The sequence below is a fragment of the Carboxydothermus islandicus genome (assembly GCF_001950325.1).
GTDB lineage: Bacteria > Bacillota > Z-2901 > Carboxydothermales > Carboxydothermaceae > Carboxydothermus > Carboxydothermus islandicus.
Map to the genome: position 1 here is coordinate 96,586 of NZ_BDJL01000132.1, position 20,733 is coordinate 117,318.

The window sequence follows — 20,733 nt, forward strand, 5'->3', positions numbered from 1 at the left end:
GTGGCTACCGTTTCTAAAGGTAACACCTTCTTAAAAAATAATTACGATTTAATCGTGGCGGGGTTTGTTATTTTAACTTTGGTTTTAATCATTATTCCGTTGCCCCCCTTTATGCTGGATATTTTACTGGTATTTAGCATAACCTTTTCCCTGGTGATTTTACTTATTACCCTGTTTACCACCGAGCCGCTGCAATTTTCGATATTTCCTACTCTTCTGCTGGTAATGACTTTATACCGTTTGGCTTTAAACATTTCGTCCACCCGGCTTATTTTAAGTCAGGCTTCGGCCGGACAGGTAATTCAGGCCTTCGGTAGCTTTGTGGTGGGTGGCAGTTATGTTGTGGGTTTTGTGGTATTTTTAATCATCACGGTAATTCAGTTTGTCGTTATCACCAACGGTGCTGGCCGGGTAGCGGAAGTGGCAGCCCGGTTTACCCTGGATGCGATGCCTGGAAAACAAATGGCCATTGATGCTGAATTTAATGCCGGTCTAATTACCGAGCAGGAGGCCCGGCAAAAACGCCGCAAACTGCAGCGGGAAGCGGACTTTTTTGGAGCGATGGACGGTGCCAGCAAGTTTGTGCGCGGGGATGCCATTGCCGGGATTGTTATCCTTCTGATTAACATCTTGGGCGGGTTGCTCATTGGGGTTATCCAGTTGAAAATGCCTGTGCTGCAGGCGTTGCAAACTTATACCGTCCTTACCATCGGTGATGGACTGGTTAGCCAGATACCGGCACTTTTAATTTCTACCGCTACCGGTATTCTGGTAACCAGGGCATCAGCCGACGAAAATTTTGGCCGGGAGTTTACCAAACAGGTGGGCGCTTTTCCCAAGGTTTTAATTATGGCGGCAATCATAATCTTTCTGCTGGGATTGATTCCGGCCATGCCCAACCTGTTGTTTATTTCACTGGCAGGTCTTTTAGGATACGGCGGGTACTTGGCGGTTCGTTACACCGGTCAGGTAAAAGATAAAGCCCAGCCGGTAGTAGAAGTACCCAAAAAGCGGGAGCCGGAAAATGTGTTAAATTACTTTAATATAGATCCCCTGGAAATTGAAATTGGTTACAATTTAATAACCTTAACCGATGAAACCCAGGGAGGAGATTTACTTGGAAGACTGGCAGCGGTAAGGCGCCAGTTAGCTTTAGAACTTGGCCTGTACGTTCGGCCCATACGCATCCGGGATAATTTGCAGTTACCGCCCAATCAGTACGTCTTTAAGTTGCGCGGGGCCGAAGCGGAAAAAGGCGAACTGCTGCCGGGATACGTCCTGGTTTTGGACCCCACCGGGGAAAAAACTCCGGAACAGGGCATTCCCACCAGAGAACCGGCCTTTGGTCTGGAGGCCTGGTGGGTACGGGAAAGTCAAAAAGCAAATTTAGAGATAGAAGGATTTACCGTAATTGAACCATCGGCGGTTTTGGTTACCCATCTTACGGAGTTCATTAAAAAGAATGCTGCGGAAATTTTGGGGCGCCAGGAAGTAAAAGAACTTTTAGAAACCCTCAGGCAAAACCAGCCGGCAGTCGTTGAGGAGGTATATCCGGAACTTTTAACCATCGGAGAAATTCAAAAGGTGCTGCAAAGCCTTTTAAAAGAAAATGTTTCCATTCGGGATTTAACCAGCATTTTAGAAGCTTTGGCCGATGCCGTCCGCCAGAACCGGGACCCTGACTTTTTAATCGAGCAGGTGCGACAAAAAATTCGCCGGCAAATCGTACGCCAGTATTTGCACGAGGGTAAGCTTTATGCCGTTACTTTAACCCCGCAGTGGGAACAGCAAATTGCCGAAAGTTTGCAACCAACAAGCCTGGGAATTTATCCTTTGCTGGATACTGCAAAAACCGAGCAGTTTATTGAAAAGGTAAAGCAAACCCTGACGGAAGTTACCCGGAGGGGATTGTACCCGGTAATCATTACTTCCAGCCGGGTGCGCTTACCCCTGCGAAGGCTACTTGACCGTTTTTATCCGCAGGCGATTTTGCTGGGGATTAATGAAATTCCTCCGGATATTGAGGTAGAAATTTTAGGGACGGTGAATTAGCGGTGAAGATCAAAAAATATACCGCCAGGGATATGGCGGAAGCCCTCCAGATGATCAAATTTGATTTAGGCCCGGAAGCAATGATTTTGGAGAGCCGAAAAGTTCGGCAGCCCGGTATTCTCGGGTTTTTCAAACCGCCCGTTTTGGAGGTGTTGGCGGCGGTTGATGAAGAGGCAAAACCCCGAAAAGAGGCGGTTAAAGAAACTTTTGAAGTCAAAAAAGATTTGGCAGAATTAAAATTAATGGTTAAGGATTTAGCGCGGGTTACCGGGACCGAAACGGGTAATTTTGCCCGCTGGCGGGAACGCCTTTTGAAGCTTGAACTGGCGCCGGATATTGTGGAGCAGATTTTGCTGGAACTGCAGGATTTTTTGGAAGAAATGGCACCCGAGGAAACCCACGGAGTGGAGCGGGTAAAAGAGTATTTAATAAATTTAATTAAACCCTATTACGATAACATCCATGATTTTCCTTTAAAAGCATTAATCGGTCCGACCGGTGTGGGAAAAACGACAACCCTGGCCAAGATTGCCGGACGTTTGGCAATTCATGAAGAAAAACCGATACGGTTTATTACCCTGGATACCTTTCGTGTGGGGGCGGTCGAGCAGCTCAAGATTTACGGCAAATACCTCGGTACAACGGTAAAAGTTGCCGGCTCACCGATGGAGCTTTGGCGGGCGGTGCAAAAGCAAAATGAGGGAGAAACTATTTTTATTGACACCGCTGGCCGGCCATCCAAAAAGCAAAACCAAATTCAGGAACTGGCCGGTTTTTTGGAAGCGGTTAAAAAGGAAAAAGATATTTATCTGGTGATAAGCGCTACCGTCAAACCCGAAGATGCGGAAAAAATTGCTAAAGACTTTTCCCCTTGCGGCTTTAATAAATTTATCGTAACCAAAATAGATGAAACCGATAAGTTTGGAGTATTAATAAACCTAATCGTTAAATTTAAAAAGCCAATCGTTTACCTGGGTGTAGGGCAAAATGTTCCCGATGACTTAATATCTGCTACCCCGGAAATTATCGTTGAGCAGGTGTGGAAGGGGTGGTAGAAGATGTACCGGCAGGCGGTGGGTTTAATTAAAGGAAATAAAGGGGAAGCAAAAGATAATGTTACTCTGCAGCGGATAATTGCGGTAACCAGCGGTAAAGGCGGAGTGGGCAAGTCGAATTTCACGGCGAATTTAGCGTTAGCGCTGGCCGATTTACAGAAAAAAATTTTAATTTTGGATGCGGATTTAGGCCTGGCCAATGTGGAGCTCCTTTTTGGTGTTATTCCCCGCTGTACCCTTTTAGATTATTTAAACAGCGAAAAAAATATTGAGGATTTAATCACGCCATTACAAAATAATGTCGATTTAATTTCCGGCGGTGCCGGACTTTTAGAACTGGCTTCGTTAAATGTAAAACAAAGGAAAAAAATTATCCAGTTAATTGAAAATCTTCCCCAAAATTATGATATAATCTTAATTGATACCGGTGCCGGGATCCACAAGGAAGTAATGAGCTTTGTGGCGGCAGCCCGGGAAGTAGTGCTAATTATTACTCCGGAGCCTACGTCTATAACCGATGCCTATACAATGCTCAAAATGTTAGCCCGGTACAAGCTCAGGCAAAAAATCTACCTGGTGGTAAACCGCGTACGGGATGAAAAAGAGGGGGAAAAAATTGCCGAACGCATTACTCTTGCCGCCAATAAATTTCTCAACCTTAATATTGAAAAATTGGGGTACCTTTTGGAAGACCGCTCCCTTTCCGAAGCGGTAAGGCAGATGAAGCCGTTTTATTTGCAATTTCCCAATAGTTTGGTCACCAGAAACTTGAAAAAAATTGCCCTAAAGCTTACTTCTGATAAATTAGTCGAACAAAAAACCGACGGTTTTGCCGGATTTTTCACCAAGCTTTTAAGAATTTTTGGATAGGTGATTATGTTGCAGGAATTTTTAAAAGTTGAGCTTTATCCCAACCCGGCGGTAAAAAAAAGCTTTCCGGCGCAGGTTCAGGAGGTTAAAGAAAAAACCTTTCTAATTCTTGGACCTTTTGACCGGGGTACTTTGCTTTTCCTGTATCCTGCCCAGGAAGTTTTAATTGAATACGTTGATGAAGGGTGCCGTTATCAATTTTCTACCCGGGTCGTACGCCGGGTGCAAAAGCCTTTTTTCGGTTACGAGTTACTGCTTCCGGCTCCCGAAGAGATACAAAGGATTCAGTTGCGCCGCTTTGTGCGGGTGAAAAAAATTTTAGATGTTTTTTATGCTCAGATTAAAAAGGATGAAGATTTAAACTGGAAAAAGGGGAAAGCGGTAGACATAAGCATCGGAGGAATCAAGCTGGCAACTAACGAGCCCTTGCCCTTGGATGCCCGTTTAAAGATTCAATTTTACATAGAATTGAAAGGAAAGGCTGTAGAATTTTTACTGGATGGTTTGATCAAACGGGAAGAGAAAAAAGAAAACCAGATGTATCATTACGGAATTGAATTTTTAAACATCAGCAGACAGGAGCAGGATACACTTTTTGCGTATTTGTTCCAGGAAATGCAGAAGTCGCGAAGGATGTTGGCCGATGGGAAGTGAGAGCTTGGATGTGGACGGGTTGTGGAGGGAATATCGGCAAAGTAAATCGCTGCAAGTGAGAAACGAGTTGCTGGAATATTACCTGCCTTTGGTCCGCAAGGTTTCCGCGGCCATGAGTTTAAAACTTCCCGCCCACCTTTCCCGGGAGGATATCGAGGGCTACGGCATTATCGGGTTGATTGAAGCGGTGGAAACGTTTGATCAGAGCCGCGGTGTGAAGTTTGAATCGTACGCCTCTCTTAAGATTAGGGCGGCAATCATTGATGAGCTGCGCAAGCAAAACTTCCTACCCCGTTCGGTGTGGGATAAAATAAAAAAAGTAACAATTAGCGAAGAAATGCTGTTAAATGCCCTGGGGGAAGAGGTGCCGGTAGAGAAAGTAGCGGAGCAGCTGGGAGTAAGCGTCAGCGATGTTTTAAAGATAAAGACCTTAATTGCTTTAAAAAATCACCTTTCCTTGGATGAGATTATCGACCCCGAAGGTACGGTTGACCGTATTGCCGGATTGGCGGATGATGAAAAATATTCGCCGGAAAACAAATTTTTACAAAGGGTTGAGATAGAGGAATTGCGTGAAGCGCTAAAGAGGCTTAGTGATCGGGAACGGTTAATTTTACAGTTATTTTATGTAGAAGAGTTATCGCTTAAGGAAATTGCCGCAGTGCTGGACATCTCCATTTCCCGGGTTTCCCAGATAGCTTCCAAGGCTTTAGGGAAATTACGGAAATTGTTAAATGAAGGGGTTGGAGTTTAATGTTAAGGGGCATTTATATTTCCGCTACTGGCCTGAAAGCAGGGCTTAAACAGTTGGATACCATTGCCAACAACATAGCCAACATCAATACCGTTGGTTACCGGGCCGATATAACGGTCAATTCCGGTTTTGAGGAAAAGATACTTAATTATGCGGGTAAAGAGGTGGGGATGTTAGAGTACGGGGTTAATTCCGATATAAATTATTTGGACCTGTCGTCCGGGAAGTTTGTCCCTACCGGGCGAAATTTAGATTTTGCCCTGGTGGGAAACGGTTTTTTTGTGGTTGAAACACCTGCTGGCTTGAGATATACCCGGGCCGGTGATTTTCAGGTAAATAGGGACGGTTATCTGTGTTTACCTAACGGCAGCAGAGTTTTGGGCGAAAAGGGACCGATTAAAATCGATAATGAAGAACTTTACGTGGAAAAAGACGGGCGGATTTACAATAAAGAACGCTCGCGGTATATTGACCGGTTGCGGGTTGTTGAGCCGGTGGATCCTGTGGGTTTGGAAAAAGTCGGAGGGAATTTTTTTGTAACCGCGGCCAACAACTTACGTCCGGGTAATGCTTTGGTGTTGCAGGGCTATTTAGAGCAAAGCAATGTTGACCCCAATCGCGAATATCCAGCGTTGTTAGAAAGTTTAAGGTATCTTCAAAGCAATGCCCGGGGGCTTAAAGTACAGGATGAGCTGCTAAGCAAGGCGGTAAATGATTTAGGAAAAGTACGGTAGGTTAAGAGAGAAAAATGGAACTTCAGGTGGGAATTGCCGATTACAAGCTTGGCAGCAGTCCTGTCAAAATTGTTACTTACGGTTTGGGGTCCTGTGTTGGGGTAAGTTTTTACGAACCGCGGTTAAAGTTGGGTGCCCTGTTACATATCATGCTTCCCGATAGTACCCAGTTTAGCGGGCAGCTTAAACCGGAAAAATTTGCCGATACCGGCATCCCTCTGGTGGTCAGGGAGTTAGAAAAGCAGGGGGCGAGAAAAAGTTCATTAGAGGTTAAAATGGTAGGCGGAGCCCAGATGTTTTCGGGTCCCGGGGCACAGACGGTCATGAATATTGGCGAGAGAAACATCGCCATGTGCCGGAAGGTAATAGCCCAGATGGGTCTAAAGTTGGTGGCGGAGGATGTTGGTGGGAATAAGGGTAGGACGATGATCTTAGATACCGCTACCGGCAACGTTACGGTAAAAATAATTGGCAACATAGTAAAGGTGATATGATGAACTTTGCCGAATTTAAAGCAGAAGTTTATAAGAAATACGGACTTGATTTAAACCAGTACAAAGAAAATCAGGTACAAAGGCGGCTAAATCTTTTTTTGGAAAAATCGGGATTGAAGGATTTCGGTAACCTTCTTTTAGCAATGGAAAAAGATCCCAAAATGTTTGAAAAATTCATCGATACGCTGACCATTAACGTTACCGAATTTTTTCGCGATCCCAAGATTTTCTTCAAGCTGTACGAAAAATACCTGCCCGAATTCAAAGGAAAAGGGAATTTAAAGATTTGGAGTGCCGGTTGCTCGACGGGGGCTGAACCGTACTCGGTGGTCATTTTCCTGGAAGAACTGGGATTTAAGAATTATCATTTGGAGGCGTCGGATTTAGACGAAAATATTTTAAAAGCCGCCCGGGAGGGCAAATTTGGAGCAGAGGCCCTGAAAAATGTTCCCAGGGAATGGATAACCAAATATTTTGACCAAAAAGGGGAGGTTTACCAGGTAAAAGCGGCTTTGAGGCAAAAAATTAACTTTAAAAGACAAAATCTTTTAAAAGATAGTTTTGATAAAGGCTACCATTTAATTTTGTGCCGCAATGTCATTATTTATTTTACCAAAGAAGCCCAGGATGGTCTGTACCGCAAGTTTTCCGAAAGTCTTTTACCTGAGGGCATTTTATTTATAGGAGGAAGCGAAGTAATCTTCAATCCCGAAAAGTATCGATTAATCCGTTTGGAGCCCTGTTTTTACCGGCGCCTGGGGTGAGAAAAAAGGGGGGTAGGAAGTGGCCGAGGCGAACGATTATTTAAAAATGGATGCTCTCAAAGAAATAGGAAATATCGGTATAGCTAACGCCGCTACTGCTTTGGCCCAATTTCTGGCGCGCAGAATCGATATGGATGTGCCCGAGGCAGTGGTGATTGGTTTTGATGAAATTTTACAGCGTATCGGGAGTCCCGAAGAATTGGTGGCTTGCGTTTTTTTGGGTATAAAGGGGGATGCCCCCGGCACTATTCTTTTTATTTTTAATCAGGAAAGCACCAATAAATTGTTGAAGATAGTAATCGGTACCGAGACCACCGGTTACGAAATGGATGAATTTTCCGCATCGGCTTTAAAAGAAATCTGCAACATCCTGGCCGGCTCTTTTGCCCAGGCTATTGGAAGTTTAACGGGGTTAACCCTGTTGGCGGAGGTACCGCTTTTTAGCTATGACATGTTAGCGGCTACCCTTTCGACCGGGCTTATTGCTTCCGGGGCTTTTGACGATCAGGTTCTGGTGATTGACACCAATTTAATCGAACAGGGGGAAAAGATTAAGGGACATTTTTTCTTTGTTCCTAAGCCCGGTTCACTTCAGAAGATTTTTGCGGCCTTAGGCCTTAGCTAAATTTTCAAAACTCATACAGGAGGGAAATGAATTGTCGGCGCGAGTATTAATTGTGGATGATGCAGCTTTTATGCGGATGATGATTAAAAATATTTTAGTAAAAAACGGTTATGAAGTTGTGGGGGAAGCGGAAAACGGTGCCCAGGCGGTGGAAATGTATAAGGAACTCAAACCGGATATCGTAACGATGGATATTACCATGCCGGAGATGGACGGAATTCAAGCGGTGCGCGAAATAAAGAAAATTGATCCCAATGCTAAAATTATTATGTGCAGTGCCATGGGGCAGCAAGCGCTGGTAATGGAAGCGATTCAGGCGGGAGCTATCGATTTTATTGTAAAGCCTTTCCAGCAGGACAGGATTTTACAAGCCTTTGAGAAAACTTTGAAGAGGTAATGGGGAAAGGCGGGATATAGTTGCCGGAGCTTGGTGATAGTAAAGAGGTCTTATCTCAAGAAGAAATAGACAGGCTATTGGCAGCTCTTGCTTCGGGAAATATTGAAGAAGTTACCGAGAAGAAAAAAGAAGAAGTACGCTACCGCAAATACGATTTTCGTCGTCCCAACAAATTTTCCAAGGAAAACCTGCGCACGCTTCATTTAATTCACGATAATTATGCCCGGTTAATTTCGAACTTTTTGACCGGCTATTTGCGGACTAATATTTCTGTAAAAGTAGCTTCGGTAGACCAGGCAACCTATGAAGATTTTTTGGTTTCGGTCCCAACCCCTACCCTGATAACAACCTTTAAGCTCCACCCCTTAAAAGGCAGCATGGTAATGGAGACCAATTTGCACTTTATTTTTCCAATAATCAGCCTGTTATTCGGGGGAAGCGGCGACATGCCCCCGGATGTACGGGAACTTACCGATATCGAGCTGGCGGTGATTAAAAAGCTAAACTACCGGCTTTTGGAAAACCTGGCCCAGGCCTGGGCGGAAATTATCAAGGTCGAGCCGGAGATCGAGGCTTTAGAAAATAACCCAAGGTTACATCAGGTACTTTCCCCCAATGAAATTGTCGCGATAGTTACGTTTACTACAGAAATTTTAGGGAACAATGGTTTAATTAATCTTTGCCTTCCTTTTGAAGTTTTGGATCCTTTACTGGCAAAGCTTTCGGCCAGCTACTGGTTTTCCCATGCCACTGCCGCCGACCGGGAAGGTTTTGCCCGGCACATGGAAGGTTTTTTAGCGGAAAGTGAGCTGGAAGTATCTGCTCTTTTAGGAGGGACCGAACTGCGGGTGCGGGAATTTTTGAAAATTGAGGTGGGGGATATAGTGGTTTTGAACCGGAAGGTTGACGAAGAATTGGAACTTTTTGTCGAAGACCAGAAGCTATTTAAGGCACAACCAGGACGTGTAGGGGAAAAGCTTTGTTGCCAGATAACTGGGATTACAGAGAGGGATGAAGCCGATGGATAACCAGTTTTTAAGTCAAGAAGAGATAGATGCACTTTTAAGAGGTGGGCCTGTTCCTTCTGAGGCTGAAAGAAGCAATTCCGAAATCACCAATCGTGAGAGCAGCAACTCTGAAGTTATATTGACTGAGGAAGAAAAAGATGCCTTAGGGGAAGCAGGAAATATTTCCATGGGTTCGGCGGCTACTTCCCTGTCCCAGCTGGTGGGAAGGAAGGTTATCATTACCAGCCCCCGGGTAGAAGTAAAAAACGAGAAGGAGTTTTTTTCCGGTTTTCAAGAACCGTATATGGTAATTGAAGTGGAATTTACCGAAGGCCTCTCGGGAAAAAATGTTTTAATTATCAAGGAAAATGAAGTGGGTGTAATTGCCAGCTTAATGATGGGTGGGGACGGTACCCATTCGGGGGAGATAACGGAGTTAGAACAAAGTGCCGCCCAAGAGGCAATGAACCAGATGATTGCCAGCAGTGCTACTTCTTTATCGGAAATCTTTAAAAGAAAAATTAACATTTCGCCACCAAGGTCCAAAATGATCAATTCCCGGGTAAACGAGACATACGAACCTTTTGGCGGCCAGGAAGTAGTAGTGATTTATTTTAATATGCAAATTGAAGATCTGGTTGATACCGATATCATGCAGGTAATGGAGCCGAAAACGGCCAAAGAAGTGGCCCAGATGCTCTTGGCCAAAATCTATGGGAGCCCTGAGCCGGAAACTGTCGTTACGGCTGAAGAAGTGATTGGTGGAGAAAAGAAAGAGAATATTGAGAAAAAATTTCAAAAGAAAGAAACGGAAGAACAACTTGTCCTGCCTGCCGATGAAAAGTTAGAATTAATATTGGATATTCCCCTGAAAGTAGAGGTAGTATTAGGACGAACCCGCCGTCCCATTAAGGAAATTTTAAGCTTTGGGCCGGGAGCAATAATTGACCTGGACCGGTTGGTGGACGAAGATGTTGAAGTTTTGGTAAATGGTACCCTTGTGGCTAAAGGAGAAATTGTGGTAGTGGGGGAGAATTTTGGTGTTAAAATAAATCAAATCCTTTCTCCCAAGGAACGGTTAAGTAAAATTTAATGAGAGAGGACGTTAAGGGCAAAACCGGCGAAAGCCGGCGACGCAAAGCTACAGGGGCTAAGGCCGTAAGGCTATGCCAGCCAGCTGCCAAAGGATAAAAACCTCCTCTGGCAGGAGGTTTTTAATTTTAAATGTAAGGTGGGGGGCGCGGTGGTCAACTGGGAATTAAAGTTAGCCAATAATAACCTGGAGGCTTATGTCAAATATTCTTTAGGGGAAGGGGAAGAAGGGGGAAAAGTTCCGGTAACGGAACAGGATTTAAAAGATTTTTTACGCCAAAAAGGCATTGTGTACGGGATAATTGATGAAAATATACCTGAAGTTCTGGCCAATCCCAACCAGTACAAGCTAATTGCCCGGGGTAAGGAACCATTGCCGCCGGTGCCCGATGAAATAATTACTTATTTTACAGCGGAAGAAGAAAAATATACCGTTGATAAGCTTGGCCACCGGGTTTATTATTTTAAATCGCTTCCTCAGGTGACCGAAGGACAGCTTTTAGCCGAAGTAAAAAGAGGAAAACCAGGGGAAGATGGGATTGATGTTTTCGGAAAACCGATAAAGGCCAAAGGTTATGTACCGGTGAAACTTAAAGCCCAGAAGGGGGCTGAAATAAAGGACGATAAAGTGTATGCCACCGTTAAAGGGTTACCGGTACGGATCGGTCATACCGGATTCGGGGTCCAAAGTTTGTTAATTTTAGACCGGGACCTCAGTTACAAGACCGGAAATTACCAGTTTGTTGGCAGCATAAAAGTTAACGGTAATGTCCTGGAAAACGTTTTACTAAAAGCCGAAGGCTCGGTGGAAGTTCTGGGGAATGTGGATTCGGCCAAAATTTATGCCGGGGAATCGTTTATTGGGAGAAAAAATGTTATTAACTCCGAAATTACCGTAGGTTTAAAACCGATGTTAGCGGCAAAGATCGTCCGGGTTTTAAACGAGTTTCGAGAAAGCTTTCATCCTTTGCTGATTTTAATTCAAGAGTTGTTGCCGCATTTAAATGAAAAACCGGTAACGTTATTTCGGATCTTACAGCAACTTTTTAAAAAGCCGGAGGAACTTAATAAACTTTTGGAGAAAATTAAAAAGACCTTTCAGGGGATTTCCGAAAACAAACCGGAACTGGAGGCTTTTTGGCGGGATGGATTGGAACGGCTCCAAGAAGTGGAAAAAGTTTTTACCGCTCTTTTAAGAAGTTTTTCTGAAACTTTTCCCGCCACTGTTTTAAATCAAAAAATAAATCTGTGGTGGCATTTAATAGAAATGGGTGTAAAATATTTTCAGGAGGAGCAGCAAAATGCTAACGCCAACCCGTTTCAACTGACGGTTTATTCCGGTCAAAACAGCAAGTTTAACGTTTTTGGTGATTTTATTTTAAACGGTAAATCCCTCTACCACTGTACGGTGACGGCTACTGGGTCAATCATCGCTGCAGGAGGAACGGTAATTGTAGGGGGAAGATTGCAGGCGGGGAAGATGGTTGACCTGGACGAAGTGGGAACCCCGATGGGCACTACAATGGAAATTGTTGTGGGGAAGGAAAGTACCGTAAAAATTAAAAAAGTAAACCCCGGGGTGGTACTAAAAATCGGTCGTTTTCAGAAAACCTTCAGGGAAACGGAATACGGGGTGCTTTTTGCCGGTGAAAAAGATTTATAGGGGAATGGAGTGATTATTTTGAGCCAAGACCTTTACGCAAAAACCATTAAGTGTCCCCTTTGTGGCCATGAATATAAGACTCTTAAAGTAAAGAGTTCTGCCTTGCGCTCTGGTGGGATGGACCCAGATTTATGCATGCGCTATTCCGGCTTAAATCCCCTTTATTATAAAGTCAATGTTTGCCCCCGGTGTTTTTATGCGTTTACCGAAGAGTTTACAAATATAAAAAAAACGGACCTGGAGTTACTAAAAACCGAACTGACCAAAAACCCCCTGCCTTTTAATTTCTGCGGGGAACGGGATTTTAATCTGGCGGTAAAATCTTACGGACAGGCTTTGAAGTGTGCTTTACTTAAAAAAGAAAAAGATAGTATTATTGGCCGGCTGTGTCATAATCTTGCCTGCATATATCGTAGGCAGGGTGAAATTGAAAATGAAGAAAAGTATTTGCACTATGCCCTGAATTATTACGAAAAAGCATTTAACACCGAAGCGAATGCCAAAGATGCTTATACGTTAGCTTACTTAATTGGGGAGCTTAGCCGTCGCTTGAAAGATTACGAAAAGGCGGCTAAATGGTTTGGTTATTTGTTACAAAATAAAAATATGTTGCCCAAAAAGCTGGTGAATCTGGTTCAGGAGCAGTGGCAGGTCTTGCGGGAGGAAAAAAAGATGTGATAGTCTAATTAATGTCAAAATATTAATACAGAGGTGATGGTATGAAATTAAATTCCTTACGGGTCAAGATTTTAGCCATACTTCTTTTGATGGTAACTATTCCTTTACTGGTTAATACCGCATTTAATTATTATGAAGCCCAGAAAGTGCTGTATAATAAACTGCAAAATACGGCCCAGGATGCAGCTAAGCTCGGTGATGTAGCTTTGGACCATTTTCTTGGGGGAATACAGCAGACTATCGATACTTTAGCTCAAGAAGATAATGCCATTAACTTTTACGATATACCGGGCTGTGCCCAGTGGTTTGGTAAAACCCTGGACAATACTCGCAAAAATAACCCGGCTATAATGTCGATTTACATAGGTACCGTCCGCGGGGAAATTTATCTTTACCCCAAACAACCATTACCTGCAGGGTATGACCCCAGAAAACGTCCCTGGTATCAAAAAGCGCTGGCTTCACCCGGAAAAGCCGTTTGGACCGAGCCGTATCAAGATGCCTTTACCGGCAAAACCGTAGTTACCGTAGCCCGCCTGGTCGAGAAAAATGGTAAGCCGGTAGGGGTTGTGGCGGCGGATATTCTTTTAGACCATTTTAATGATATGATTAAAGGGATAAAGGTCGGAAAAACGGGATACATTTTTGCTATCGACCAAAAGGGTACGGTTTTAGCCCATAAAGATCCCAAACTCTTAGGCAAATCGTTTGCCAAATATGATTTTGTGCAAAAAATGCTCTCCCGGGATTCGGGGTTTATAAAATATCATTATAACGGGGTAGATAAATATCTTGCGTTTGTTACCGCGCCCCGTACTGGCTGGAAAATGGCAGCAAACTTTGAGGCGGCTGAGGTCGGTGTCGATACCAGAGCTTTACTTACTTCCGGTATAGTAATTTTCTTAATAACTGTAATCTTATTAACAATTCTTTCCCTCTGGGTTGCCCGTTATATCAGTAACCCGATTGGACATGTGGTGGAGAAACTTAACCTTATCCGCAACGGAGACCTGACGGTAGCAATTGAAGGAACCGCAAGAAATGATGAACTGGGGGTTTTGGCAAAAAGTTTACAAGATACCGTAGCGGGAGTGGCAGCTCTGGTGCAAAAAATCCGGGAAGTTGCTTCGTCAGTTGCGGCTGCGGCTCAGGAAATTTCCGCCAGCACCCAGCAAATCGCTACCGGCAGTCAAAATCAAACCGGTGAAATTAATGCCATAGCCATGGAAATGGATGCTTTTGCCGAAAAAGCATCGAAAGCGGCAGAATACGTAACAGAAATGTTAAAACTGGCGGAAGAAACGGTGACCACGGCCACGCAGGGTGAAAAAGCCCTTAAAGAAAACTTTAGCGGTTTGGAGGAAATAAAAGCCAAAGTTTCTGATTTAGAAAGAAGCGCCCAGGCGATTAGCGGGATGCTTGAGATAATTAACGAAATTGCCGAGCAAACCAATCTTTTAGCTTTAAATGCTGCTATTGAAGCCGCCAGGGCTGGAGAACACGGCCGCGGTTTTGCGGTGGTCGCCGAAGAAGTCCGTAAACTTGCCGAGCGCTCTGCCCGGGCTACCGAGGAAATCTCAGCAGTGGTTAAAGAAATCTCGGCTGGTATGCAGGTGGCGTTAAAAGCTGTCAATGAAGGTGACCGCCTGGGAAGGGTTGCTTCGGAAAGCTTTAAGGAAATTTTCGGGAAGATTGAAGCGTTAAATGAACGGATTCGCGAGATCAGCACCATTGTCCAGCAGCAGTCCGAAGGCAGCGAAAAGGTTGCTCGATCCCTGCAAAACATTTCGGCCATTACCGAAGAAGTTTCCGCAACCATTGAGGAAAACAGTGCGGCTACCGAAGAGCTGGCTGCTACAGCCCAGGAACTGGTGGCCAATGTGGAGAAATTTAAAGTTTAAAAATTTAAAGTTTAAAAAAGTAAAACCCGCTTTCTGGCGGGTTTTACTTTTTTATGCTTTTGTGCTGGTATTTATAATTTAAAAAATCTACAAAAAGATTAACTTCCTCTATTGCTTCAGCGGGTAACAGGTAAATTTTTTGAATGACCATGGAGGGGTTAGAAAGAGAGTTTTCTTCTTTCACAAGCCCTGCAACGTATTCGATACTTACCTCTAATTCCTGGGCAATTTTCCAAAAAAGCTCAATATCCGGAGTTCGTTCGTTGTTTTCGTATTTGCAAAGTGCCCAGTAGGATATACCGACTCTTTTTGCCAGCTCTTTCCGGCTAATTTTTTTTTCTTCCCGGATTAACTTGATTTTGTTTTTAATCGCCATAAACAGGCTAAACAACCCTTTTCAATTTAAAATTTTTTGTTATTTTGATTATATTTTACCTAATAATTTGCGATTTGGCAATATTTGGACATAATGGCCATATTTTTTAAACAATTTTAAAAAAATCCGGGCAATTAGTTGACAATAATTTAACAAAGTGTACAATATGTATTATGAATACTGTAAAATGTTGGCGAATAGTGGGGTAAAGTAGGTGAACTATGAAATTCGGATCTTATTCTTTTTGTGTTGCCTTAAATAACATTTTAGGAATTATTGATCCCGAACTTAAAAAATTTCGCTTGCGTACAGCCTTTGTCAGTTTAGAATTAGGTAAGCTATTGTCTTTTAAGAAAGTTAATCTTGATGAGAACAGGTTCATGCTCTAATTGCCAGGGTGATTTCAGCAAAAGACCGGTATACCGGTAAGCATTCTATAGAAGTTGGTAGTATTGCCAAAACTATCGGAAAATATTTGGGTTTTGGCGGTGAACACTTAGAGATGCTGGAAATAGCCGGTCTTTTACATGATTTGGGTAAACTGGCGGTTCCCCTTAAAATTCTCAATAAACCGGGAAAACTAACGGCAAAAGAATTTGAGCTTATTAAAGTGCATCCTTTTTATACTTATAAAACTTTATCGCAAGTAAAGGGTATGGAAAAAATAGCCTGCTGGGCTGGGTATCACCACGAGCGATTGGATGGGAGCGGTTATCCCTTCCATTTGACCTCCCACGAATTGGAGCTTGAAAGTCGCATCATTCAGGTAGCCGATGTTCTGGCGGCCCTCCTGGAAGATAGGCCCTACCGTCGTGCCCTGACTCCACAGGAAATTTTCCAGATTTTAAGAGGTGAAGTAGAAAAAGGGAAACTTGATGCGCAGGTGGTAGAGGTGGGGCTTAAAGTTGTTTTTCAAACGGCTTTCCAGGTAAGATGGGGGTGATTTTTAGCGAGTAGTATGTTTCGCTATTTTGCCAAGGAAAAAGAAAATAAAGATATGGTGAGGAGAGATTTAACCTTGGAGCTACGGGACTCGTTATCTATCTTGAAAAAACAAATTGAAAAGGTAATAAACTTAAGTGAAGCAGCAGTTTTAGAAATGGGACAAGCTGCGGAAAATAGTATGAATATGATAAAAAATAGTAAAGAGTTAATTACCGCTTCTCTCCAGGAAGTTTTAGAACTAAACCGGGCCAGCATTGCCGCAATTTCTAATGTGGTGGAGGAAAATGCCCGAGTACTGCAGGAAGTAGAAGCTTACCTTCATCAATTAATTATAAAAATTGATGGGGTATTTCGCCTGTGGGGAAAAGAAGGACAGGAGCAATTAGTAGCACTTTTGGAAAATGTAACGCGAAAAACCCGGGTGGTAGCATTAAATGCTTCCATTGAAGCAGCCCGCTTGGGAGCGGCAGGACGAAGCTTTGCCGTCGTAGCCCAGGAGATCCAAAACCTTGTGGGCAAGACTTCTGAAGCTATTGAAAATTTGGCCGAGCACAACCGGGTTTTTGAACAAAAGGTGGAAGAATTAGCTCAGAATTTAGAAGAGCTGGAAGGCTACTTTTTAATGCAGCTAAGGGCTGCTAACGAAAAGATTGCCCGCAGCGGGAAAATAAGCCAGGAGTGGGGGCAGAAGACCAAGGAAATTTTTCAAAAAGCTGACCAAGCGTTGGAAAACTTGGAAGAGGTAATTACCCGGGGAGCGGCTAATTTTCAGTTTCAGGACATTATTGCCCAAAGGCTAAATAACGTTATAAAAGGTTTAAAGCTGATTGAGGAGTATTTAAAAAATAAGGGAGAGGGAGAGTTATTAAGAAAAATTGAAATGCTTTATACTTCGGAAGATGAAAGAACTATTCACCGCACCACTTTAAATAATTCTCAAGAGAAAGATGCGGAGCTGCTAAATAACGTTGAGTTTTTTTAACAGTGAGGAGGTGGAGCAGATGAAAAAAATATTAGCATTGGATGATTCGACCACAATGCTGCAAAGCATTAAGCTTTCGTTATTAAGAAAAGGACATCAGGTTAGCACTTTTACCAAAGGAAGCGAAGCTTTAGCTATGCTTGGGAAAGAAAAATTTGATTTAATCATAACCGACTTAAACATGCCGGAAATGGACGGGATAACTTTTATCCAAAAAGTAAGGGCGCTTTCAAACTACAAGTTTACGCCAATTTTGGTTTTAACCACCGAATCCCAGGCCGCTAAAAAAGAGCAGGCGCGAAAAGCTGGGGCAACTGCCTGGATAACCAAGCCGTTTACCCCGGAACAGCTTTTAATGGTGGTCGAAAAAATTGCCAGGTGATGGAGGAAGACAAAGGTGTCGAAGGAAAGAGGAGCTCAGGAACTTTTTACAAAATTGATAAGGACTGAAGATCTTTTTGAACGGGAAAAAATTTACATAGAGCTTTTAAAGAAAGCCGATGACGAAATTATTAGTGGTTTTATTGAGTTACTTTACCACGACGATCCAAGCTTACGAAATTTAGCCATTGAAGCTTTAGTGCAGTTAGATGCTAAAGCTTTTCCCGAAGTAAAAAAGCTTCTTTTAAGTGAAGATGAAGATATTCGCATTTTTGCAGCCAATATCTTAGGAGAAATGAAAGACCCTCGAGGAATTGCTGCTATCCGTGACCATTTACTTTCTGAAACCAATGTTAACGTAGTTGCGTGGATAGTTGAATATTTAGGCGAGTATGGAAATGATGAGGACATTCCCTTATTAGAGTCGCTTAGGGAAAAATTTAAGCAGCCGTTTATAGAATTTGCGGTAAATCGAGCAATACAATCCTTAAAAAGCGGTGGGAACTAATGAATGTTGTCGAGTACCAAAATTTAGCCGAGTATCTTTACCAGAAGACCGGGATAAAATTTGAGGATGCCAAGTATGATTTTGTCCGGCGGCGGGTTGAAGAGCGGATTAAAAAGTTAGGGTTTAAAAGTTTTCGCGAGTATTTTTTCCATCTAAAGTACGGTGATAAAGGTGAGGAATTTCAGCTTTTAATTAACTCATTGACCATTAATGAAACGTATTTTTTTCGCGAGTATCCGCAGCTTAAATGTTTTGCCGAAGAAGTAATCCCGGAATTAATTCAGAAAAAAACGGTAAAGCATATCAAAGTTTGGTCGGCTGGGTGTTCTACCGGGGAAGAGCCTTATACTTTGGCCATTATTTTGAAAGAAATGTTAGAGGGTACCGGCTTTACCTTTCAAGTGGATGCAACAGATATAAACTCGCGGGTAATTGAGTACGCTCGCAAGAGGTTATATACCAAACGGTCGGTAAAAGATGTGCCGAATGTTTACTTAGCAAAATATTTTCTCCCCAGGGGCGAAGTATATGAGTTATCGGCGGAGATTGCCAGGTATGTAAATTTTCAACTATTAAATTTACTGGATGAAAAAGCAATGAACAGGATGTCCGGTTATGATGCGATTTTTTGCCGGAATGTTTTAATCTATTTTGACGATAAATCACGCCGGGAAGTGGCTCTTCATTTTTACCGGGCATTAAATCCGGGAGGCTACATTTTTTTGGGTCATTCGGAATCGATGAGCAGGATAACTTCGGTTTTTAAACTTAAAAAATTTAAAAACGCCATTATATACCAAAAACCAGAGGCTTAATGTATTTTAATAAAAATTATCAAAAGAGGAGGTATTTTAATGTCCAAGTCTTTACCACCCTTACCCGAAGGTAGTTTTCAAAAAGAGAAAGGAGTAAAGGCTTCTACCGGTGAAGCCCTGGTTTCCCAGGCAGAAGTGCAGAAAAAATTAGAAGCGCAAAGAAAGCAAGCACGAACCTTTGCCAAACAGCAGCAAATGGCTGAACGTTTAGCAGTAGCAACGGAAGAACTATCTTCCAGTGTAGCGGAAGCAACAGCGGCTGTAGAAGAATTAAGAGGTTCTATGGAGCAAATTTCGGCAGGAGCTGAAGAAGCGAGAGCAGCAACAGCAGAATCGCTTCAAGCTGTAAATCAGATAGTCAAAAATATAACGATTGCCGCGGAAAATGCAAAAAAAGGAAATGAAAAAGGTGTTGCTGCAGAAAAACTTATACATACTACAGGAGAGAGCATAGAAGGTTTAGTAAGCGGTGTGGTTGATGCTGCTCAAAGAAATGAAATGGCAGCGGATGCAGTAGCTAAATTAGAAGCTGAAGCAGAAAACATTGGCAATATTGTAAAGACTGTGGTGAAGATTGCCGACCAGACCAATCTTTTAGCCTTAAACGCAGCGATCGAAGCAGCCCGTGCTGGGGAACATGGACGCGGTTTTGCGGTAGTAGCCGATGAAGTAAGGACTTTAGCAGAAATTTCAGAAAAAGCAGCTAATGATATTCGGAACATGGTTAATGAAATTCAAAGTGAGGTCAAGGCTGTTGCTGATGCAATTAATAACGCTGCAAAAACTGCAAAAGATGAAGCATTAAAGGGAAAAGAAGTTAGTGCTAAGTTAGAAGAAATAAACAGGAATATCAAAGAATTAGTAGCGTCGGCAGAAAATGTGGATAAGATGTCCCAGGAAATGGAAAGAATGGCTTTAGAATTCCAAAAGGGCGTCGAAGAAATTACGGCTGCCGCTGAATTACAATCGGGTGGTGCTTATGAAGCTTTAACCGCTATAGAAGAGCAGGTTAAAGCAATGACCGAAATTTCCGCTGCTTCCAATCAACTGGCCAACATGGCCGATGAGCTGAAACATTCTACCGATGTTAAAAAATCATCGGAGGAGCTGGCTGCTGCAGCTGAGCAGCTTTCGGCTTCTATCGAAGAGGCCAATCAGACTTCCCAGCAAATTATGGCAGCTATCGAACAAATCGATGAAGCAGCTAAAAAACAATCGGCAGCTACTGAACAGTCTAACGGTGCTGTTATAAGACTTGAACAGTATACCCAGGAAATAGCAGGTTTTGCTCGCCGGATGTTAGAAGAAACCAAAACCATGGTTGATTTATTGGAGGCTAATAAGCAACGAGTACTAAATTTAATTGAAGGAATTAAAAAAGCTGTAGAAGCTAATAGAGAAAATGTAAAGATGTTAGCAAGTTTATCTCAAAAGTCTCGCCAAATTGATAAAATTGTCGATACTATTGTTAATGTTGGTATTCAAACCAATATGCTGGCGGTAAGTGGAGCAATTGAAGCGGCCCGTGCGGGAGAGTACGGAAAAGGGTTCGCTGTTGTTGCGGCGGATATTCGCAATTTAGCTCAGGACAGCCAGAAAAATGCCGAGCAAATAAAAGAGCTGGTGCGCAATATTCAGGAACAGGTGGCAGAAGTTGCTAATGAAATTAACAGGTTAGGGGAGTTTATTGAAAAAGAAGCACAGTCATCACAAAAAACTGTTGATTACTTAAATCAACTGACTGTTGATATGAACGAACTTTTAGCTGGGAACGAAGTAATTTTAACTGGAAGTGAAGAAATTGCTACAGCCTTAGGACAATCGAAGAAAGCTATTGAACAAATTGCAACTGCTGCTCAAGAAGCTGCATCTGCTACTGCGCAAGCCTCTTCGGCAGCTCAAGAGCAGGCTGCGGGCTTTAGAGAGCTGGTTAAAGCTATTGAGGAAATTTCAGCTTTGGCAGATGAAATGCAGCAACTATAGAAT

The 20,733-nt window shown here is 43.0% G+C and carries 23 protein-coding genes and 1 riboswitch; of the genes, 22 read left to right on the top strand and 1 reads right to left on the bottom strand.

The features are described 5' to 3' along the window. The 15 genes from flhA to ciss_RS11090 all read left to right on the top strand — a co-directional run bounded on the left by flhA (position 1) and on the right by ciss_RS11090 (position 14,740). The gene (flhA, locus tag ciss_RS11020) at positions 1 to 2,052 is read left to right on the top strand and encodes a flagellar biosynthesis protein FlhA (RefSeq protein WP_075866339.1); all 2,052 of its coding nucleotides are present in this window, start codon (positions 1 to 3) and stop codon (positions 2,050 to 2,052) included. 2 nt (positions 2,053 to 2,054) lie between these two features. After that, a complete protein-coding gene (locus ciss_RS11025; protein ID WP_075866340.1) occupies positions 2,055 to 3,107 on the top strand; it encodes a flagellar biosynthesis protein FlhF in 1,053 nt (350 codons plus the stop codon). Positions 3,108 to 3,110: 3 nt separating this feature from the next. After that, positions 3,111 to 3,977, top strand: coding sequence for a MinD/ParA family protein (locus ciss_RS11030; protein WP_075866341.1), 867 nt, complete (start codon positions 3,111 to 3,113; stop codon positions 3,975 to 3,977). A gap of 6 nt (positions 3,978 to 3,983) precedes the next feature. Beyond that, positions 3,984 to 4,631 (top strand): flagellar brake protein, encoded by a 648-nt coding sequence (locus ciss_RS11035; RefSeq protein ID WP_075866342.1) that lies wholly within the window; start codon positions 3,984 to 3,986, stop codon positions 4,629 to 4,631. After that, positions 4,621 to 5,385: a sigma-70 family RNA polymerase sigma factor gene (locus ciss_RS11040; RefSeq protein WP_077177571.1), complete on the top strand. Its 765-nt coding sequence runs from the start codon at positions 4,621 to 4,623 to the stop codon at positions 5,383 to 5,385. The genes ciss_RS11035 and ciss_RS11040 overlap by 11 nt, the downstream gene beginning before the upstream one ends. Next, complete coding sequence (locus tag ciss_RS11045; RefSeq protein WP_075866343.1) at positions 5,385 to 6,119, top strand: flagellar hook-basal body protein; 735 nt, start codon at positions 5,385 to 5,387, stop codon at positions 6,117 to 6,119. Before ciss_RS11040 ends, ciss_RS11045 begins: the two co-directional genes overlap by 1 nt. A 14-nt stretch (positions 6,120 to 6,133) precedes the next feature. Continuing rightward, positions 6,134 to 6,613, top strand: a complete 480-nt coding sequence (locus ciss_RS11050) for a chemotaxis protein CheD (protein ID WP_028052106.1) — start codon at positions 6,134 to 6,136, stop codon at positions 6,611 to 6,613. After that, a complete protein-coding gene (locus ciss_RS11055) occupies positions 6,613 to 7,377 on the top strand; it encodes a CheR family methyltransferase (RefSeq protein WP_077177572.1) in 765 nt (254 codons plus the stop codon). The genes ciss_RS11050 and ciss_RS11055 overlap by 1 nt, the downstream gene beginning before the upstream one ends. 19 nt (positions 7,378 to 7,396) lie before the next feature. Then, on the top strand, positions 7,397 to 8,002 hold the full coding sequence (locus ciss_RS11060; RefSeq protein WP_077177573.1) for a chemotaxis protein CheC: 606 nt from the start codon (positions 7,397 to 7,399) through the stop codon (positions 8,000 to 8,002). Between the two features lie 31 nt (positions 8,003 to 8,033). Next, entirely contained in the window at positions 8,034 to 8,399 is a 366-nt protein-coding gene (locus ciss_RS11065; protein WP_075866345.1) for a response regulator, read from the top strand. Positions 8,400 to 8,419: 20 nt separating this feature from the next. Then, the gene (gene fliM / locus ciss_RS11070) at positions 8,420 to 9,427 is read left to right on the top strand and encodes a flagellar motor switch protein FliM (RefSeq protein WP_075866346.1); all 1,008 of its coding nucleotides are present in this window, start codon (positions 8,420 to 8,422) and stop codon (positions 9,425 to 9,427) included. Next, positions 9,420 to 10,499 (top strand): flagellar motor switch phosphatase FliY, encoded by a 1,080-nt coding sequence (fliY, locus tag ciss_RS11075; RefSeq protein ID WP_075866347.1) that lies wholly within the window; start codon positions 9,420 to 9,422, stop codon positions 10,497 to 10,499. Before fliM ends, fliY begins: the two co-directional genes overlap by 8 nt. A 7-nt stretch (positions 10,500 to 10,506) precedes the next feature. Further along, positions 10,507 to 10,591: riboswitch (cyclic di-GMP riboswitch) on the top strand. A gap of 58 nt (positions 10,592 to 10,649) precedes the next feature. Then, positions 10,650 to 12,161, top strand: a complete 1,512-nt coding sequence (locus ciss_RS11080; protein WP_166504023.1) for a flagellar assembly protein A — start codon at positions 10,650 to 10,652, stop codon at positions 12,159 to 12,161. 9 nt (positions 12,162 to 12,170) lie between these two features. Further along, a complete protein-coding gene (locus ciss_RS11085; protein WP_077177574.1) occupies positions 12,171 to 12,839 on the top strand; it encodes a DUF2225 domain-containing protein in 669 nt (222 codons plus the stop codon). Positions 12,840 to 12,880: 41 nt separating this feature from the next. Beyond that, on the top strand, positions 12,881 to 14,740 hold the full coding sequence (locus tag ciss_RS11090; protein WP_075866350.1) for a methyl-accepting chemotaxis protein: 1,860 nt from the start codon (positions 12,881 to 12,883) through the stop codon (positions 14,738 to 14,740). 43 nt (positions 14,741 to 14,783) lie between these two features. Here the strand turns inward: ciss_RS11090 and ciss_RS11095 are convergent, their stop codons facing one another. Beyond that, on the bottom strand, positions 14,784 to 15,116 hold the full coding sequence (locus ciss_RS11095; RefSeq protein WP_075866351.1) for a helix-turn-helix domain-containing protein: 333 nt from the start codon (positions 15,114 to 15,116) through the stop codon (positions 14,784 to 14,786). A gap of 221 nt (positions 15,117 to 15,337) precedes the next feature. Here ciss_RS11095 and ciss_RS13400 point away from each other — a divergent pair, with 221 nt between their 5' ends. The 7 genes from ciss_RS13400 to ciss_RS11125 are packed head-to-tail and all read left to right on the top strand — an operon-like array spanning position 15,338 to position 20,730. After that, positions 15,338 to 15,505, top strand: a complete 168-nt coding sequence (locus ciss_RS13400; protein ID WP_166504024.1) for a hypothetical protein — start codon at positions 15,338 to 15,340, stop codon at positions 15,503 to 15,505. A gap of 8 nt (positions 15,506 to 15,513) precedes the next feature. After that, a complete protein-coding gene (locus tag ciss_RS11100) occupies positions 15,514 to 16,059 on the top strand; it encodes an HD-GYP domain-containing protein (RefSeq protein WP_075866352.1) in 546 nt (181 codons plus the stop codon). Between the two features lie 15 nt (positions 16,060 to 16,074). Next, on the top strand, positions 16,075 to 17,043 hold the full coding sequence (locus tag ciss_RS11105; protein ID WP_075866353.1) for a methyl-accepting chemotaxis protein: 969 nt from the start codon (positions 16,075 to 16,077) through the stop codon (positions 17,041 to 17,043). A gap of 19 nt (positions 17,044 to 17,062) precedes the next feature. Further along, entirely contained in the window at positions 17,063 to 17,425 is a 363-nt protein-coding gene (locus ciss_RS11110; RefSeq protein WP_075866354.1) for a response regulator, read from the top strand. Between the two features lie 15 nt (positions 17,426 to 17,440). Then, a complete protein-coding gene (locus tag ciss_RS11115) occupies positions 17,441 to 17,932 on the top strand; it encodes a HEAT repeat domain-containing protein (protein WP_075866355.1) in 492 nt (163 codons plus the stop codon). Then, on the top strand, positions 17,932 to 18,747 hold the full coding sequence (locus ciss_RS11120) for a CheR family methyltransferase (RefSeq protein ID WP_075866356.1): 816 nt from the start codon (positions 17,932 to 17,934) through the stop codon (positions 18,745 to 18,747). Before ciss_RS11115 ends, ciss_RS11120 begins: the two co-directional genes overlap by 1 nt. A gap of 39 nt (positions 18,748 to 18,786) precedes the next feature. Then, entirely contained in the window at positions 18,787 to 20,730 is a 1,944-nt protein-coding gene (locus tag ciss_RS11125) for a methyl-accepting chemotaxis protein (protein ID WP_075866357.1), read from the top strand. Positions 20,731 to 20,733: the final 3 nt, after the last annotated feature.